A 17,079-nucleotide genomic window follows, 5' to 3' on the forward strand; every position below is an offset into this window, starting at 1 on the left:
AGAAATCCCGGCACCCCGCCCCCGATCGCCCCAATCGCCCGTCCCTCGCCGGAAGATCATGCCGCCCGGTATGAATCGTGACCCATCTAAAGACAACCTACCAAATCGGCCAAAATTGATATCTATAGCGTCGCGAGTGTTTTCGCGGATCAACTACAGAGCTCTGTCCGCCGCGTGGCGCCAACCACGGGCGATGTTGTGGACCACGGCGGGTGTGGTGACCCTCGCCTTCCTCGTCGCGCTGGAGATCACCGCGCGCCACTACGGGGTCCCGGGGCCGATCACCAACCAGGCGCGCGAGGTCGTCTTCGCCCCCAAGTCGGGGCCGCTGCTGTACACCAGCCTGGGGCTGATGATGGTGGTGCTCACCTGGCGGCAACGGTTCGTCGCACTCGGTGCCGCGGTCGGCATCGACGTCGTCTTCTGCCTGGTGCGGCTGATGGCCGGCGCCAGGATGAACTTCGGCAACGGCGCGCTGTGGGTGCTGCTGGGTTACGCGGTCATCGCCCTCACGCGCCGCACCGGCCGGGAACGGCTCCTGCTGCTCAAGGGCGTCGGGCTGGGCCTGCTGCTGGTGGCCGGCCGGAAGACCGGCGACACCTGGCTGCTCATCACGGCGAAGACCCGCCCGATGGTGCTCGACCAGTACGTGGCCCTCGCCGACCACGCGCTCGGTTGCCCGTCGTGGCTGATGGGCCGGCTCGTCAACGCCACCGGCCCGATCGGCAGCGACATCCTCAACTACGTCTACATCCAATTGCCGGTGGCCGCCGGGCTGGTCGCGCTCTACCAGTTGCGCAACGTCGCCGTCGAGCGCCGCTTCCCGGGCCACCACCTGGTGCGGACCTTCCTGGTGATAGGCCTGCTCGGACCCGGCATCTACATGCTCTTCCCGGTGGTCGGCCCGATCTTCGTCTACGGCGCCGACGGTGGGCAGTGGGCGCTGGCCAACCTGTGGCCGCACACCCCGCCGCCGATCCAGGCCCCGCACCACATGCTGTTCGACGGGCTCACCCCGCGCAACTGCATGCCCAGCCTGCACATCGCCTGGGCGACCACGATCTTCGTCCACTCCCGCAAGGGCCCGCGCGTCCTGCGGTACGCGGGCGCGTTCTGGCTGCTCGCCACGCTCGCCGCGACGCTGGGATTCGGCTACCACTACGGCACGGACATCGTGGCCGGCGTGGTGTTCGCCCTCACGGTCGAGGGGGCACTGCGGGCGCTCGCCCGGGGCTGGGACCGGTCGGCGACGCGGCTGGTCGCGTACGGTGCAACGGTCTTCGTCGCGCTGCTGCTGGCGTACCGCTACCTGTCGATGACAATGGCCGAAAATCCGTGGGGGTTCGGACCACTCCTCATTCTGGCCATGACCTCGATGATCTACGGCTACATCCGGACCACCAAGGGCTGGGAGCCGAAGGCGACCGTTCCGGCGCAGCGGTCGGAGCGGCAGCTCGAACTGGTCTGAAGTCGTTCTGGTTCGAATTGTGCTGCATCGGGCTGTGGGCCGAGCGCCTCCCAACTGGCCGCCGGGGCCGGCTCGGTGGCGCTCGGCCCGGTCTCGGCGCGAAAGTCGGGCCGCCGGACGCGCCTCCTCGGGGGAACCGCCCTACGGTGGAAGAGGACGGCATGCGTCGACGCCGGGCGCGCTGCGCACCGGCAAGGTGGTGACGAACCCATGTGCCGATGGCTGGCCTACACCGGGACACCCATCCTGCTCGAAGAGCTCCTCTACAAGCCCGCCCACTCGCTGATCGACCAGAGCCAGCACTCCCGCCTGCGGGGCGACGCCGGCACGACCAACGGCGACGGCTTCGGAACCGGCTGGTACACCGAGCCGAGCGACGACCCGCTCGACGCCGACGAGACCCCCGCGCTGTTCCGCGGCGTCGAACCGGCCTGGGGCGACCGGAACCTGCGGGACCTGTCCGCCCACGTCCGCTCCGGCCTCTTCTTCGCCCACATCCGCGCGAGCAGTCCGGGCGCCGCGGTGCAGGAGACCAACTGTCACCCGTTCCGGCACGGCCGGTGGCTGTGGATGCACAACGGCGGGATCAGCCGGTTCCCGGAGCTGCGGCGGGACCTCATGCTCGCGATCGACCCCGCGCTCTTCCCGCTGGTCGAAGGCACCACCGACACCGAGACCATGTTCCACCTCGCCCTCACCTTCGGCCTGGTGCAGGACGTGCCCGGCTCGGTGGAACGCATGGTCGGGCTGGTCGAGGCCACCGCCGAGCGGCACGGGGTGCCCGATCCCGTGCAGATGACGGTGGCCGTCTCGGACGGGGTCCGGATCTGGGCCTTCCGCTACGCGAGCAGGCCGCCCGCGCCTTCGCTCTTCTACAGCACGAGCATGGAGGCGCTGCAGTCGCTGCACCCCGAGAACGCGAACCTGCGCCTGGTCTCCGACCGGACCCGCGTGGTGGTCTCGGAGCCGCTCACCGATCTGCCCGAGGAGTGGCAACCGGTGGACGAGAGCAGCTACAGCATCATCGAGGACGGGAAGGACGAGACCTTCCCGTTCGTGCCCCGGCGCGGGTGAGGCTGTCCACTTTCGATCATTCCGAGTCCCGGCCGCACCTCGTCCGGAGGGCGGTCGCGGGGCATCGTGGAGTCACGGCCGGAGCACAGGCGCCTTGTCGGGGCGCCGGACTGACCGGCCGTCATTCCCGCATTCCCGCATTCCCGTTGATCGCGAGTAAGGACTCCCCCATGCCCACTGTCGTCACCGACCCCGCGAAGCTGCCGGCCCTTTTCCAGGACGCCCTGAATGCCGGCGACGTCGAGGGCGTGCTCGCGCTGTTCGCTCCCGGCGCTGGCATGCGCACGGTCACCGGCGAGCACATCACCGGCGCCGAGGCGCTGCGGGCGGAGATCGGCGGAACCGTCGCCGCGCGCGGCCGGCTGACGAACGTCCCGCGGCATGCGCTGGTCGGCGCGGACACCGCCCTGCTGGTCACCGACTGGACCATGGAGATCGACGGCCCCGACGGCGAGCGGATCGCCCCGACCGGCACCACCGCCAACATCGCCCGCCGGGCCGGCGACGGCGGCTGGCGCTTCACGCTGCTCAATCCGCTCGGCACCGCCTGAGCCGGTGCCGGAGCTTTCCGGTGGCTCGGTATGTCCGCTTTTCACTGGTTATGGAATGCCTACGAACGAGTCCGGAGCGGGGCTGGCGACGAGCCTGCGGGCGAGGTTCTGCCAGGCGCCAAGCTGCGGTAAAGAACAGATCAAGAGTCACTTATCATCGGAGGACGATTTTGGATTGGCAAGGAAGCAGGTTGATCTGATGAAGTTGGCCCGTGTGTCGGCGGTCATCGCCTCCGTCGCGATAGCGCCGGCCGTCCTCCTCCCGTCGTACGCGAGCGCCGCGGACGCCGGCAGCGGCAAGGCACCGGGCGCCTCGGTGCCCGACGCGGACCCTGCGCAGGGTGGCCAGGACAAGGCCGCCAAGGACAAGACCGCCGAGGACGACGACAGGGTCGCGGTCATGCGGATCCTGGCCGACAAGAGCACGGGCGTGAGCCTCCGGGAGGCCGCACAGAAGGCCATGGACGGGACGCCGCAGGACGTGCGGCGCTTCCTGGAGGTCGGCCAGTACGACGCCCGGTACATCGACGACCGCGTGCGCGTGGTTCAGATCCTCGCGGTCGGCGGCCCCGTGGTGAAGGACGCGGCCAAGGAAGCGCTGCGCGGCGGGCCCGAGGCAGTGAAGCGGTTCCTGGAGGTGGGTCAGTTCGAGGCCCGTCGCGAGGACGACCGGGTGCACGTCGCACAGATCATCAGCGTCGGCGGCCCCAGCGTGCAGAAGGCGGGGCGGGCGGCGCTCGACGGCGGGCCCGAGGCAGTGAAGCAGTTCCTCGAGGTCGGCCAGTTCAAGGCCCGCCTGATCGACGACCAGGTCCGCGTGAGCCAGATCTACAGCGCCGGCGGGCCCAACGTGAAGGCGGCTGCCAGGGCCGCGATCGATGGCAGCGCCGAGGACATCAAGCAGTTCCTGGAGGTGGGTCAGTTCGAGGCCCGCGCGAAGGACGTGGCCGAGCAGGATGCCGCGGCCAAGGACGCTGCTGCCAAGGACGCTGCTGCCAAGGACGCGGCGGCGAAGGAGGCTGCTGCCAAGGACGCGGCCAAGAACACGCCGTCCCCGAGCCCGTCCCCGAGCACGGGCGGCGGCCCGGTCGTTCGGCCGACGCCGGCCGACCCGAGCACGATGCCGCCTGCCGGGAACACCGGCGTCAAGCCGGTGGCGGCGACGAGCCCGCAGGCCGTCCAGTCGATGGGCGCCACGCCGACGGCCGCCGCCGGCAGGTCCGGGAACGGCTACGACGCCCCGGTCACGGTCGCCGGTCACGCGCGGCTCGCCTACACCGGCGGCGGCGCCGAACTCCCGTGGCTGGTCGGCGGTGCCGTCGTCACCCTGGGCGCCGGTGCGGCCCTGACCCGCGCCGGACGCCGTCGCTCCTCCTCCGCCGAGAGCTGAGCGCGGTCCGGTCGAGCAGCCTGCGCCGCCACCGCGTCCGCGCGGGGTGGCGCAGGCCCGCCCTTCGCCCGCCGCCGCTCGCGCCCGGCGTCTGGGGGCCCAGCTGCGGAGCCGACTTGAATCTCCAGTGGGTGGAGGCCGCAGAGTGGGGGCCATGGACGCGACGACCCTCTACTCGATCGGGGAGCTGTCCCGGCGGACCGGCCTGTCCGTGCGGACCATCCGGTTCTACTCCGATTCGGGGGTGGTCGCGCCGACCACCCGAAGTCCCGCCGGGCACCGGCGCTACGACCTCGACGCACTGCTTCGCCTGGAACTCCTCCGCACCCTGCGTGAGTTGGGCATCGACCTGGCCACGATCCAGCGGGTCATGGACCGTGAGCTCTCGGTGGCGGAAGTCGCCGCCGCGCACGCCGACGCCATCGACGTCCAGATCCGGGCGCTGCGCCTGCGTCGGAGTGTTCTGCGAGTCGTCGCCGGACGCGGTTCCGATCCCGAGGAGACCAAGCTCATGCACAGGCTCACGCAGTTGTCCGACGAGGAGCGCCGACTTTTGATCGACGACTTCGTGGACGGCACCTTCGGCACGGTGGACGCCGACCCGGCCGCGGTGGCCATGGTTCGTGCTGCCACTCCCCATCTCCCCGACGACCCGTCCAGCGAGCAGGTCGCCGCCTGGGTGGAGCTCGCCGAGCTGGTCGGCGACGACGGGTTCCGGGTCCGGATGCGCCGAGCGGCCCTGCGCCAGGCTGCCGGTCAGCCGCCCGCCATCGAGAGCGAGGTCGGCGAGGAGCTGACTGCCTTCGTCCGTCAGCAGGTGGCCGACGCCGTGGAGTCCGGCATCGACCCGCTCAGCGACCGGGCCGCACCCGTCGTCGACGACCTTGTCCGGCGCTTCGCCACGGTGTTCGCCCGGACGCCCGACAAGGAGTTCCGGGACTGGCTGGCCACGCGGTTCGAGGAGGCGCACGATCCCGCGGTGGACCGGTACTGGCGGCTGGTCTGGGTCGTCAACGGCTGGCAGGTGGTGCCGGGCCTGATCCCGGTGTACTCCTGGCTCGTCCAGGCCCTGCGGGTTTGACGGACGGACCGGCGTCGAGGTCGACGTCGGTCAGTGCCCGGATCCGGTCAACCTACCGACCGGCGCCGGGCCGCTCGCAGGTGCCAAGGCGGACGGTTCCTGCGGTTCCGTCACCTACGACGACACCGTCGTGCGCACCGCTGACGGATGGAGGATCAGCCGTCGCAAGGTGTCGCCACGCCGAACTCCCTTGGGCGGGATGACGAAGCCCGGCGAGTGATCCGACGTTCGCGGCTTGTTGATCAACACGTCCCGGCATCACTAAGATCACCGACGCCCTCGCCTGATGTCGCGTCAGGCCCTCTCCATCGCAAGGACCCCGCCATGCGCGCACGCAGGTTCATATCCGGTCTCTCCGTCCTCGGCCTCACGATGCTGGGCGGTGTCATCGCGGCCCCGAGCGCCTCCGCCGACAGCTACGGCTGCGCGGGCAACCTCGTCTGGTCCCACGAGGTGACCGACATGAGCGGCCACGCGGCGGGCTGGGTCTACGACTACTGGGACGGCAGCAACAACTGCTCGGTCTTCGTGAAGTCCGAGTACGCGGGGGTCAAGACGCTCACCGAGATCTCGATCACCACGCAGGGCGGAGTCCACGGCGGGTTCGACGAGGGGAACTACACCACCTACGCCGGCCCGGTGCGCATCAACGGGACCGGCACCTGCGTCGACGAGCTGGTCATCGAGTTCGACCAGAACAACAATCAGATCGTCAACTGGTGGTCCGGCTACCACTCCGGGCCGACCTGCTAGGGGTCTGCTGCGAAGGAGCTGGTCGGCCGTCTCCGGGCTGGTGCCCCCGATTCGATTGCTCGGGAGGCTGGACAGGATCTCTGCGACTGTCAGCCGGAGCGGGCCAGGCGGCCTTGACCGCCCGAGCGGCCGTGATCACCCTGGCGGTGCGCTCGGTGAGTTCTGCCGCCAGATCCAGCAGTAGCCGGGCGATGACCGCCACCGCCTGGCCTACGTGGAGGAGGCAGTGCCGGAGCTGGACACCGTCCAAGCCGACTCGTCTCTCGGCTCCCACCTCTTCAACTCCCCGGCCCACCTGGCAAGCTGTCGAGCGATCCTGGAGCGAATCGAGTCGGTAGCTCTGCCGGAGCACGACTCACAAGGCTTCATTCACTCCATCATGAACGATAGTTGAGGATGGGCATGAGCCAATTCGCATGGCAGCGGTCCAGCTACGCCGCCGACCTCACCTCCTGACATGGAGCCCCTCTACCTCCAGCAGTCGCCCGGGCCCCGGCACGGTGCCGCGCTGAGCGCCGTCCTCCTGCCCGGCATCGCTCCTGCCGCGGTCCTGGTGGCGGGCCCCGACAGCGTGCTCGTCGCGGTGATCGGCGGCGTCTGCACGCTCGCCGCCGGGGTCACCCTGGCGCTGCGCATGGAACGGGCGCACCTGTTCGCGGACGAGGAGGCCATCCTGCTCCGCAACACCCTCCGTACCCGGCGAATAGCACTCGCCGACGTGGTGGGCGTCGAGCTCGGCACGCTCTACTGGTGCGGCCCACGGGGCAGGCTGCGCGCCTCCCGGGTGACCGCGCTGAACCACCCCATCCGGCGGTTCCCCACCATGGGCCTGGAGTACCAGCTCACCAACCACCAGCAGGACCAGGCCCGCACGTGGTTCGAGCAGGCCGTCGGCGCCCGGATCAAGCGGCGGGCCCGCCAGGTCACCACCCTGGACGATGCCGCGCTCGCCCGCGAGGCCCGGGTGGCCGCCGCGGGCGAGCGCTGGGAGGCCCGGCACCAGGCCCGGCGCCAGGCGCGACCCAAGGCCCGGCGCCCCCGGTGGGCCGTGCTGCGCGCCGCCGCGGAACGGGAGGTGGCCGCACGAGGCTGACACCGCCGACAACTGGGTCTGGCGCACAACCGATCACTCACGCCACAGTTGCGTCATGCAGACCGCACTGTCCGTCATGGACTTCCTCGACCGGGCCGCGCTGGTGTACGGCGACCGGGTCGGCATCGTCGACGAGCCCGACCAGCCCGCCGCCTCCTGGGGCGAGGTGACCTACCGCCGGATGGCCGAGCTGGCCCGGGCCCAGGCGGCCGGCCTGGACCGGCTGGGGATCGGGCCGGGCGAGCGGGTGGCGATCGTCTCGCAGAACTCGGCCCGGCTGCTCACCTCCTTCTTCGGGGTGAGCGGCTACGGCCGGATCCTGGTGCCGGTCAACTTCCGGCTGAAGGCGGAGGAGGTCGACTACATCGTCCAGCAGAGCGGTGCGAGCCTGCTGCTGGTGGACCCGGAGCTGGACGAGGCGCTGGCCGGGGTGAAGTGCGCCCACCGCCGGGTGATCGGTGCCGCCACCGATGCCGAGCTGTACGCCTTCGACCAGGAGCCGGTGCACCACGCCGTCGACGAGAACGACACCGCGACGATCAACTTCACCAGCGGAACCACCGCACGCCCCAAGGGCGTCCGGCTCACGCACCGGAACAACTGGCTGAACGCCACGCTGATGGCCCTACACTTCGGCGTGTCAGATCGTGACGTGTACCTCCATACGTTGCCCATGTTCCACGCGAACGGTTGGGGCATGCCCTACGGCGTCACCGGCCTCGGCGGCCGGCACATCGTGCTGCGCAAGGTGGATGGCGCCGAGATCCTGCGCCGGGTGGCACGGCACGGCGTGACCCTCCTGAGCGGGGCGCCCGCCGTGGTGGCCGCGGTGCTGGATAGCCGCGGCAGCGTGGGACGGGCCGGTGCCGGGCCGGGACCGGGTGCGGATGGTCGTGGCCGGTGCTCCCCCGCCGACCTCGGTGGTGCAGCGCGTGGAGAGCGAGCTGGGCTGGGAGTTCATGCAGATCTACGGCCTGACCGAGACCTCCCCGCTCATCACGGTGAACCGCTCGCGCGCCGAGTGGGACGAGCTGCCGCCCGGTGAACGGGCCGAGAAGCTGGTCCGGGCCGGTGCGCCGGCGCTCGGCACCCGGGTGCGGGTGGACGAGGAGGGCGAGGTGCTGGTGCGTTCCAGCACCGTGCTCGACTCCTACTGGGAGCGCCCGGACGAGACCGCCGCCGCGCTGCGGGACGACTGGTTCCACACCGGCGACGGCGGCACCCTGCGGGACGGCTACCTGACCATCTCCGACCGGAAGAAGGACGTGATCATCACCGGTGGCGAGAACGTCAGCTCGATCGAGGTGGAGGACGTGCTCTACGACCACCCCGCGGTGGCCGAGGTGGCGGTGATCGGGATACCGGACGAGAAGTGGGGCGAGACGATCCTGGCGCTGGTCGTCCTGAAGCCGGGCCGGACCGCCGACCAGGCCACCCTGATCGCGCACTGCAAGGCCCGGGCGGCCGGCTACAAGGCGCCGACCCGGGTGGAGTTCCGCGACACCCTGCCGCGGACCAGCACCGGAAAGCTGCAGAAGTTCGTGCTGCGCGAGCCGTACTGGGCCGGGCGCGAGCATGCGGTCAACTGACACCCCGGTACGGATCGAGAGAGAGGGAGAGAGCAGATGACGGACGTCGCCGCACTGTTGGCGGACCTACGGGACGAGGGCGCGGAGCTGGACGCGCTCGTCGCCCGGCTGCCCGCCGACCGGTGGTCCACCCCGACGCCCGCGCCGGGCTGGACGGTGGCCCATCAGATCGCCCACCTGGCCTGGACCGACGACTGGAGCCTGCGCTCGGTGCGCGACCCGGCCACCTTCCACCCGGCGGCCACCGAACTCCTCTCCGGGGCCTCGGAGTTCGAGGGCATCGTCGACGACGCCGCGGCCGCCGGTGCCGCGCTGCCGCCGGCCGAGCTGCTGGACCGCTGGCGGCAGGGTCGCGGCGAGGTGCTGGCGGCGCTGGCCGGGGTGCCCCCGGAGACCCGCCTGCCCTGGTTCGGCCCGCCGATGAAGGCCCCCTCGATGGCCACCGCGCGGATCATGGAGACCTGGGCGCACGGTGACGACGTGGCCCAGGCGCTGGGTGCCGAGCGCAAGCCCACCGCCCGGCTGCGGCACATCGCGCACCTGGGCGTCCGCACGCTGGGCTTCGCCTTCTCCGCGCACGGGCTGGCGGTGCCGACCGAGCCGGTGCGGGTGGAGCTGACCGGACCGGGCGGCGAGGAGTGGTCCTGGGGCCCGGCCGAGGCGGCGGACCGGATCGCCGGCCCGGCGCTGGACTTCTGCCTGCTGGTGACCCAGCGGAGCCACCCGGACGATCTGGCGCTGCGGGTCTCCGGACCGGTGGCGACCGCGTGGGTCCCGATCGCGCAGGTCTTCGCCGGACCGCCCGGCGCGGGCCGGGAGTCGCACAAACGGAGCTGACTCTCCGTCATATCGACGTCAGGGCAAACACCTTGTGGAGAAGCCGTGCCATGGCCGCCGACCAGCACGCCGGTCGGCCTCCACAAGATCCACACGAGGAGGAGGAAGCCTAGCGTGTCCCGGGAGGAATCTGTGCGGGATTCGGTCACAACCGACCGCCGAGCTGCCCCTTCCGCTATCCATAAGGGCGGAAAGGACGCCATCTGTGATCTTCAGCCGGATACGCACCCGTAAGCCCGACACCGACCCGGTGGCCGCTTTCGCGCCGGGCTGCCCCATGGGCCAGGGCGGACCGGCCGCCGGGCAGGCCGTCCCCGGACGGACCGTCCCGGGGCAGACCGTCCCCGGACAGACCGTCCCCGGGCAGGCCCGGCGGATGCCGCCGAGCCTGTTCACCCCCGCCTTCACCGACCCCGACCAGGCCGCCGCGTTCGTGCGCCAGTTCCACGCCGAGCAGCCGGGCGCGGGCAGCCCGGTGCAGCGGGAGCGCGAGGTGCTGGACGAGATCGCCCGCACCGGCACCTACCGGCACACCCCCGAGGAGCTGGCCTTCGGCGCCAAGGTGGCCTGGCGCAACTCCGCGCGCTGCATCGGCCGGCTCTACTGGCGCAGCCTGGTGGTGCGCGACCTGCGCGAGGTCTCCTCGGCCGACGAGCTGGCCCAGGAGTGCTTCGAGCACCTGCGGGTGGCCACCAACGGCGGCCGGGTCCGCCCGGTGATCAGCGTCTTCGCGCCGGACCGCCCCGGGCGTCCGGCGGCCCGGATCGTCAACTCCCAGCTGGTGCGCTACGCCGGCTACCCGGACGGTGACGGCGGCTGGACCGGGGACCCGGCGGGCGGACAGCTCGCGGCCAGGGCCGCCGACCTGGGCTGGAAGCCGGGCGAGGGCCGGTTCGACATCCTGCCGCTGCTGGTGCAGGAGCGGGCCGGCGAACGGCCGCAGTGGTACGAACTGCCGGACGACAGCACCCTGGAGGTGCCGCTGAGCCACCCCGACCACCCGTGGTTCGCCGAGCTCGGCCTGCGCTGGTACGCCGTCCCCGCGATCAGTGACCAGACCCTGGAGATCGGCGGCATCCGCTACCCCGCCGCGCCCTTCAACGGCTGGTACATGGGTACCGAGATAGGCGCCCGCAACCTCGCCGACGCCGATCGCTACGACATGCTCGCCGAGATCGCCGAGCGGCTGCGCCTGGACACCTCCAGCGCCCGCACGCTCTGGAAGGACCGGGCGCTGATCGAGCTCAACCGGGCGGTGCTGCACTCCTACCAGGAGGCGGGGGTGACGATGACGGACCACCACACCGAGTCGGAGCGGTTCCTGACGCACATCGCGCAGGAGAAGCGGCTGGGGCGCGAGACGCCGACGGACTGGAGCTGGATCGTGCCGCCGGTGTCGGGCGGGCTGACTCCGGTCTACCACCGCTACTACGACGCGGTGGACCCGGCCACCCGGCCCGCGTTCGTGGCCCGCGAGCCCTGGTGAGCCGGGCCTGATCCCTGGTGAGCCGGGCCTGATCCCCGGTGGGCCGACCGGTGAGTGCCGGTCGGCTCACCGCTCCAGCTCGTCGAACCGCAGCGCCAGCCCGTCCAGCAGCGCCGCGAGCCCCGTCTCGAAGGCCCCTTCGTCCACCGCGCGCCGGTGCTCGGCCAGCCGGTGCGCCTCGCCCAGGTGCGGGTAGTCGTCCGCGTAGAGCCGCTCGTCCTCGGGGAACCCGGCCGCGAAGGAGCCGAGTGCCGAGCCAGTGATGAAGTAGCGCATCAGCGCGCCGATCCGGGTGGCCTGGCCGCGCGGCCAGCCCGCCTCCACCAGGCAGCCGAAGACCGCGTCGGCCAGCCGCAGCGCGTTCGGCCGCCGCCCCGGCCCCTGGGCGAGCACCGGGACCACGTGCGGGTGGGCGGCGAGCGCGGCCCGGTAGGAGCGGGCCCAGTCGCGCAGCGCGGTGCGCCAGTCGGCGCCGGTGGCGAACATGCCCAGGTCCACCTCGCCCATCACGCTGTCCACCACAGCGTCGAGCAGCTCGTCCTTGGTGGCGAAGTGGTTGTAGAGCGAGGGACCGCTGACCGACAGCTCGGTGGCCAGCCGGCGGGTGGAGAGCGCCTCCAGGCCGTCGGCGTCCACCACGGCGAGCGCGGCCGCCACGATCCGCCCGCGACTGAGCAGCGGGGTGCGGGGCCGGGCCATGGGCGGATGTCCTCCGAACGGGGCAGGGCGGGCGGCGGGTCGGGCCATTCTCGCAGGGCACCCTTCCCAGACCGGGGCCGGGCGGGCTAGAGTCCGAAAAAACTTGCAGCGCTAGTTTACGAGGACGGGCCACAGTGAACCTGGAACTCTCCGAGGAACAGGCCGCGGTCCGCGCGCTCGCCGCCGAGTTCACCGAGCGCGAGATCGCCCCGTACTGCGCGGACTGGGACCGCGCCGAGTCGGTCGACCGCGCGATCGTCGGCAAGCTGGGCAAGCTCGGCTTCCTCGGCCTGACCATCCCCGAGAGCCACGGCGGCAGCGGCGGCGACCACCTGGCGTACTGCCTGGTGCTGGAGGAACTGGGGCGCGGCGACTCCGCGGTGCGCGGGATCGTCTCGGTCTCGCTCGGCCTGGTCGCCAAGTCGATCAACAGCTACGGCTCCGAGGAGCAGAAGCGCCACTGGCTGCCGCGGCTCTGCTCCGGCGAGGCGCTGGGCTGCTTCGCGCTCACCGAGCCCGGCACCGGCTCGGACGCCGCCAACCTCACCACCAAGGCGGTGCGCGAGGGCGGTGACTGGCTGATCAGCGGCGCCAAGATGTTCATCACCAACGGCAGCTGGGCCGAGGTCGCGCTCGTCTTCGCCCGCACCGGCGGACCGGGCCACCAGGGCATCAGCGCCTTCCTGGTCCCCACCGACACCCCCGGTCTCACCCGCCGGGAGATCCACGGCAAGCTCGGCCTGCGGGGCCAGGCCACCGCCGAGCTCTCCTTCGACGGGGTCCGGGTGCCCGACAGCGCCCGGCTCGGCCCCGAGGGCAAGGGCTTCACGGTCGCGATGGCCGCGCTCGCCAAGGGCCGGATGTCGGTGGCGGCCGGCTGCGTCGGCATCATCCAGGCCGCCCTGGACGCCGCCGTGCGCTACGCGACGGAGCGCGAGCAGTTCGGCAAGCCGATCGCCTCCTACCAGCTGGTCCAAGAGCTGATCTCGGACATCTCGGTCGACCTGGACGCCGCCCGCCTGCTCACCTGGCGGGTCGCCGACCACATCGAACGCGGGCTGCCGTTCGCCACCGAGTCCTCGGTCGCCAAGCTCTTCGCCAGTGAGGCCGCGGTGCGCGCCGCCAACAACGCGCTGCAGGTCTTCGGCGGTTACGGCTTCATCGACGAGTACCCGGTCAGCAAGCTGGTGCGCGACGCGCGCGTGATGACCCTCTACGAGGGCACCAGCCAGATCCACAAGCTGCTCATCGGCCGGTCGCTGACCGGCGTCAACGCGTTCTGATCAGGAGAGGAGCCCACCGAGGTGCGTCCCGTCTACTTCGCCGCCGCCCGCCGCAGCCCGATCGGCCGGCTGCGCGGCGCCCTGTCCACCGTCCGTCCGGACGACCTGTCGGCCGCCGTGCTGCGCGGCCTGCTGGCCGACGTCCCCGCGCTCGGCCCGGCCCGGATCGACGACGTCTACTGGGGCGCCGCCAACCAGGCCGGCGAGGACAACCGCAACGCGGCCCGGATGGCCGTGCTGCTCGCCGGGCTGCCCGACAGCGTGCCCGGCGCCACCGTCAACCGGCTGTGCGCCTCCGGCCTGGAGGCGGTCACCATGGCGGCCCGCACGATCGCCGCGGGCGAGGCGGACGTCGTGGTGGCCGGCGGCTGCGAGTCGATGAGCCGGGCGCCGTTCGTGCTGCCCCGCCCCGACGAGGCGCTGCCGCACAGCATGCAGACCTTCGACACCCGGCTCGGCTGGCGACTGACCAACCCGCTGATGCACGAACTGCACGGGGTGCTCGGCATGGGCGAGACGGCCGAGGAGGTGGCAAGCCGGTACGGCATCGGGCGCGAGCGGCAGGACGCCTTCGCGCTGCGCAGCCACCAGCGCGCCGCGGCCGCCCGCAAGGACGGCCACTTCGACGCCGAGCTGCTGCCGGTGCTGCGCCCGGACGGGGTGACGGTCACCCAGGACGAGGGCATCCGGGAGGACACCAGCCTGGAGCGGCTGGCCAAGCTCAAGCCCGCCTTCCGCCCCGGCGGCACGGTGACCGCCGGCAACGCCTCCCCGATGAACGACGGTGCGGCGGCGCTGCTGCTGGTGAGCGAGCAGGCGCTGGGCGAGCTCGACCTGGAGCCGCTGGGCCGCTACGCCGCCGGGGCCTCGGCCGGGGTGGGCCCGGACGTGATGGGCATCGGCCCGGTGCCGGCCACCCGCAAGGCGCTCGACCGGCTCGGCTGGCGCGTCGGGGACCTGGAGGAGGCCGAGCTGAACGAGGCCTTCGCCGCCCAGGCGCTGGCCTGCGTCGACCAGTTGGGACTGGACCCGGAGCTGGTCAACCCCACCGGCGGCGCGATCGCGCTCGGCCACCCGCTGGGCGGCTCGGGCGCCCGGATCCTGACCACCCTGCTGCACCGGATGCGCCGCACCGGCGCCCGGCGGGGCCTGGCCACCATGTGCGTCGGCGTGGGCCAGGGCACCGCCGTCCTGATCGAGAAGAACTGAAGGAGCCTGCACAGATGTCACGTTTCACCGGCAAGGTCGCCGTGGTCACCGGCGCCGCCCAGGGGATCGGCGCCGCCACCGCCCAGTTGCTGGCCGAGGAGGGCGCCACGGTCGCGGTGGTCGACCTGACCGCCGAGCGCGCCCGGCAGACCGCGGACGCGATCACCGCCAAGGGCGGCACGGCGCACGCGTACGGCTGCGACGTCAGCGACTACGACGCGGTGGAGCACACCTTCGCCCGCGTCGTCGAGGAGCTGGGCGGCCTGCACATCCTGGTCAACAACGCCGGGATCACCCGGGACAACCTCTTCTTCAAGATGCCCAAGGCCGACTGGGACGCGGTGCTGACGGTCAACCTGACCAGCGCCTACAACTGCAGCCACGTCGCGCAGAAGTACCTGGTGGCGCAGAAGTACGGCAAGATCGTCTCGCTCAGCTCCCGCTCCGCGCTCGGCAACCGGGGCCAGGCCAACTACGCCGCCGCCAAGGCCGGCATCCAGGGCCTGACCGCCACGCTGGCCATCGAGCTGGGCCCGTTCAACATCAACGTCAACGCGGTCGCCCCCGGCTACGTCGTGACCGCGATGACGGAGGCGACCGCCGAGCGGGTCGGCGCCAGCCCCGAGGAGCACCAGGCCGAGGTGTCGGCGCGCACCCCGCTGCGCCGGCCGGGGCGGCCGGAGGAGATCGCCGCGGTGGTCGCGTTCCTGGCCAGCGAGGAGGCCTCCTACGTCAGCGGGCAGACGCTGTACGTCAACGGCGGGGCGCGGTAAGGCGGTCGGGGCGCGGTAGGGCTGATCGGAGCCGGGTCCGGCCGCGGGAATGATCACGCGGCCGGACCGCTTGTCACCACCGCGGCCCACCGCGGGCCGGACGAGGGGAGCGCGACATGTCGAGCGGTGCGCGCGCTCTGGAGCTGAGCCGCCGGGCCACCGTCATCGTCTTCTCTTGACCGGCACTTGACGAACCGTCCGAGCGCGGGCCACCGCCCTGGCCTGCGCCGATCGGGCTAATCCCGCGGTTATTCGCGGAACTGTTCGGCATGTTCACGATGAATGTCAAGAGTCCAAAATGACTATAGATTCATCAGCTCTCCACACGATGGGATGTCCGGGCCGAGCCCGCGTCTCGGCAACTCCCCTCCCCATCCCAAGGAGTCCCATGGGCACCTCCCCCGCCACCGCGGGCCCCCGACGCTCCACGACCACCCGCGCCCTCGCGCTGCTCGCCGTCGGGGCCACCGCCCTGACGACCGGCATGGTCACCGTGCAGAGCGGCACGGCCCTCGCAGCCGACGCCCCCGCCAAGGTCGCGTTCAAGCTGCACCCCGCGTCCGAGGGCCACCAGGACTCGAAGGCCCGCACCGCGCCGCTGAGCACCAGTGACTGCGTCACGCAGATCGGCATCCACTGCTACTCGCCGCTGCAGTACCGCGCCGCGTACGACCTCAACCCGCTGTACGCCGACGGCACCACCGGCAAGGGCCGCACGATCGTCATCGTGGACTCCTTCGGCTCGCCGACCATCCAGCACGACCTGGAGACCTTCGACAAGCAGTGGGGCATCCCCGACACCAACGTCGAGGTCGTCAAGTGGGGCAACGTGCCGCCCTTCGACGCGAACAACCCGGACCACACCAGCTGGGCCGGCGAGACCACGCTGGACGTCGAGTACGCCCACGCGATCGCCCCCGGGGCGCACATCGTGCTGGTCGAGACCGGTGTCTCGGAGACCGAGGGCGTCACCGGCCTGCCCGAGATGATGTCCGCCGAGCAGTCGCTGATCAAGCAGGGCAAGGGCGACGTCATCACGCAGAGCTTCGGCGCGACCGAGGACACCTTCCCCGGCTTCGACAAGGGTGACTACAAGTCGCTCACCGACCTGCGCTACGCCTTCAAGGAGGCGGCCGCGCACAACGTCACCGTGCTCGCCTCCTCCGGCGACAACGGGGTCACCGACGACGACCTGAACAACAACCTCTACACCCACAAGGTCAACTCCTGGCCGTCCTCGGACCCGCTGGTGACCTCGGTCGGCGGCACCGAGCTGACCCTGGACAACAACGGCAACCGCACCGCGCCGGACAAGGTCTGGCACGACGCGTACGGTGCGGGCGGCGGCGGCACCTCCGCCGTCTTCGACCGCCCGTGGTACCAGGCGGGCGTGGCCAACGTGGTCGGCGACCACCGCGGCACCCCCGACATCAGCATGAGCGCCGCCGTCGACGGCTCGGCCTGGACCTACGAGTCCTACGACCCGAAGGCGGTCGGCTGGCACCTCACCGGTGGCACCAGCGAGGCCTCGCCGATCTTCTCCGGCATCGTCGCGCTCGCCGACCAGCGCGCCGGCTACCGCCTGGGCCAGATCAACTGGCGCCTGTACGGCATGTCGCTGCTGCCCTCGCAGTGGAGCGGCCTCCAGGACGTCACCACCGGTGACAACGGCTGGAACAACGTGACGGGCTACCAGGCCACCCAGGGCTACGACCTGGCCTCCGGCCTCGGCACGATCGACGCCAACCGCTTCGTGCGCACGCTCGCGGGGCACTGAGCACCGGGCTGACGCC

General features: G+C 71.6%; 16 protein-coding genes. 15 read left to right on the top strand and 1 reads right to left on the bottom strand.

Annotation, left to right across the window (positions count from 1 at the left end; genetic code table 11):
* Positions 1-193 precede the first annotated feature (193 nt).
* The 11 genes from OG294_RS08235 to OG294_RS08280 all read left to right on the top strand — a co-directional run bounded on the left by OG294_RS08235 (position 194) and on the right by OG294_RS08280 (position 11,322).
* Positions 194-1,468 (top strand): phosphatase PAP2 family protein, encoded by a 1,275-nt coding sequence (locus OG294_RS08235; RefSeq protein ID WP_327065767.1) that lies wholly within the window; start codon positions 194-196, stop codon positions 1,466-1,468.
* A gap of 210 nt (positions 1,469-1,678) precedes the next feature.
* Positions 1,679-2,542 carry a class II glutamine amidotransferase gene (locus tag OG294_RS08240; RefSeq protein WP_327065768.1) on the top strand — a complete coding sequence of 288 codons (864 nt, stop codon included), beginning with the start codon at positions 1,679-1,681 and terminating at the stop codon, positions 2,540-2,542.
* Between the two features lie 170 nt (positions 2,543-2,712).
* Positions 2,713-3,093 (top strand): YybH family protein, encoded by a 381-nt coding sequence (locus tag OG294_RS08245; protein WP_327065769.1) that lies wholly within the window; start codon positions 2,713-2,715, stop codon positions 3,091-3,093.
* Between the two features lie 55 nt (positions 3,094-3,148).
* Positions 3,149-4,483, top strand: coding sequence for an ALF repeat-containing protein (locus OG294_RS08250; RefSeq protein WP_327065770.1), 1,335 nt, complete (start codon positions 3,149-3,151; stop codon positions 4,481-4,483).
* A gap of 154 nt (positions 4,484-4,637) precedes the next feature.
* Positions 4,638-5,564, top strand: a complete 927-nt coding sequence (locus OG294_RS08255; RefSeq protein ID WP_327065771.1) for a MerR family transcriptional regulator — start codon at positions 4,638-4,640, stop codon at positions 5,562-5,564.
* A 324-nt stretch (positions 5,565-5,888) separates the two neighbouring features.
* Entirely contained in the window at positions 5,889-6,317 is a 429-nt protein-coding gene (locus OG294_RS08260) for a hypothetical protein (RefSeq protein ID WP_327065772.1), read from the top strand.
* Between the two features lie 457 nt (positions 6,318-6,774).
* Complete coding sequence (locus OG294_RS08265; protein WP_327065773.1) at positions 6,775-7,410, top strand: hypothetical protein; 636 nt, start codon at positions 6,775-6,777, stop codon at positions 7,408-7,410.
* Between the two features lie 55 nt (positions 7,411-7,465).
* Positions 7,466-8,455, top strand: coding sequence for an AMP-binding protein (locus OG294_RS41060; RefSeq protein ID WP_442789122.1), 990 nt, complete (start codon positions 7,466-7,468; stop codon positions 8,453-8,455).
* Positions 8,343-8,999: an AMP-binding enzyme gene (locus OG294_RS41065; RefSeq protein WP_442789123.1), complete on the top strand. Its 657-nt coding sequence runs from the start codon at positions 8,343-8,345 to the stop codon at positions 8,997-8,999. Before OG294_RS41060 ends, OG294_RS41065 begins: the two co-directional genes overlap by 113 nt.
* A 36-nt stretch (positions 9,000-9,035) precedes the next feature.
* Complete coding sequence (locus OG294_RS08275; RefSeq protein WP_327065774.1) at positions 9,036-9,836, top strand: TIGR03084 family metal-binding protein; 801 nt, start codon at positions 9,036-9,038, stop codon at positions 9,834-9,836.
* Between the two features lie 376 nt (positions 9,837-10,212).
* Complete coding sequence (locus tag OG294_RS08280) at positions 10,213-11,322, top strand: nitric oxide synthase oxygenase (RefSeq protein WP_327071474.1); 1,110 nt, start codon at positions 10,213-10,215, stop codon at positions 11,320-11,322.
* Between the two features lie 66 nt (positions 11,323-11,388).
* Here OG294_RS08280 and OG294_RS08285 read toward each other — a convergent pair whose 3' ends face one another.
* Complete coding sequence (locus tag OG294_RS08285; RefSeq protein WP_327065775.1) at positions 11,389-12,021, bottom strand: TetR/AcrR family transcriptional regulator; 633 nt, start codon at positions 12,019-12,021, stop codon at positions 11,389-11,391.
* Between the two features lie 134 nt (positions 12,022-12,155).
* Here OG294_RS08285 and OG294_RS08290 point away from each other — a divergent pair, with 134 nt between their 5' ends.
* The 4 genes from OG294_RS08290 (at position 12,156) to OG294_RS08305 (ending at position 17,063) form a co-directional block, all read left to right on the top strand.
* Entirely contained in the window at positions 12,156-13,304 is a 1,149-nt protein-coding gene (locus OG294_RS08290) for an acyl-CoA dehydrogenase family protein (protein WP_327065776.1), read from the top strand.
* 21 nt (positions 13,305-13,325) lie between these two features.
* Entirely contained in the window at positions 13,326-14,513 is a 1,188-nt protein-coding gene (locus OG294_RS08295) for a thiolase family protein (protein ID WP_327065777.1), read from the top strand.
* Between the two features lie 14 nt (positions 14,514-14,527).
* The gene (gene fabG / locus OG294_RS08300; protein ID WP_327065778.1) at positions 14,528-15,286 is read left to right on the top strand and encodes a 3-oxoacyl-ACP reductase FabG; all 759 of its coding nucleotides are present in this window, start codon (positions 14,528-14,530) and stop codon (positions 15,284-15,286) included.
* Positions 15,287-15,674: 388 nt separating this feature from the next.
* Complete coding sequence (locus OG294_RS08305; RefSeq protein WP_327065779.1) at positions 15,675-17,063, top strand: S53 family peptidase; 1,389 nt, start codon at positions 15,675-15,677, stop codon at positions 17,061-17,063.
* The last annotated feature ends 16 nt before the right edge of the window (positions 17,064-17,079 follow it).

This window comes from Kitasatospora sp. NBC_01302 (genome assembly GCF_035976515.1).
In the GTDB taxonomy this organism is placed as follows: domain Bacteria; phylum Actinomycetota; class Actinomycetes; order Streptomycetales; family Streptomycetaceae; genus Kitasatospora.

Excerpts from the sequence above, each read along its gene's own strand:
- OG294_RS08235 (WP_327065767.1), top strand. The coding sequence starts at position 194 with ATGTTGTGGACCACGGCGGGTGTGGTGACCCTCGCCTTCCTCGTCGCG.
- OG294_RS08275 (WP_327065774.1), top strand. The coding sequence starts at position 9,036 with ATGACGGACGTCGCCGCACTGTTGGCGGACCTACGGGACGAGGGCGCG.
- OG294_RS08250 (WP_327065770.1), top strand. The coding sequence starts at position 3,149 with ATGCCTACGAACGAGTCCGGAGCGGGGCTGGCGACGAGCCTGCGGGCG.
- OG294_RS08260 (WP_327065772.1), top strand. The coding sequence starts at position 5,889 with ATGCGCGCACGCAGGTTCATATCCGGTCTCTCCGTCCTCGGCCTCACG.
- OG294_RS08280 (WP_327071474.1), top strand. The coding sequence starts at position 10,213 with ATGCCGCCGAGCCTGTTCACCCCCGCCTTCACCGACCCCGACCAGGCC.
- OG294_RS08240 (WP_327065768.1), top strand. The coding sequence starts at position 1,679 with ATGTGCCGATGGCTGGCCTACACCGGGACACCCATCCTGCTCGAAGAG.
- fabG (WP_327065778.1), top strand. The coding sequence starts at position 14,528 with ATGTCACGTTTCACCGGCAAGGTCGCCGTGGTCACCGGCGCCGCCCAG.
- OG294_RS08255 (WP_327065771.1), top strand. The coding sequence starts at position 4,638 with ATGGACGCGACGACCCTCTACTCGATCGGGGAGCTGTCCCGGCGGACC.
- OG294_RS41060 (WP_442789122.1), top strand. The coding sequence starts at position 7,466 with ATGCAGACCGCACTGTCCGTCATGGACTTCCTCGACCGGGCCGCGCTG.
- OG294_RS08285 (WP_327065775.1), bottom strand. The coding sequence starts at position 12,021 with ATGGCCCGGCCCCGCACCCCGCTGCTCAGTCGCGGGCGGATCGTGGCG.
- OG294_RS08265 (WP_327065773.1), top strand. The coding sequence starts at position 6,775 with ATGGAGCCCCTCTACCTCCAGCAGTCGCCCGGGCCCCGGCACGGTGCC.
- OG294_RS08305 (WP_327065779.1), top strand. The coding sequence starts at position 15,675 with ATGGGCACCTCCCCCGCCACCGCGGGCCCCCGACGCTCCACGACCACC.
- OG294_RS08245 (WP_327065769.1), top strand. The coding sequence starts at position 2,713 with ATGCCCACTGTCGTCACCGACCCCGCGAAGCTGCCGGCCCTTTTCCAG.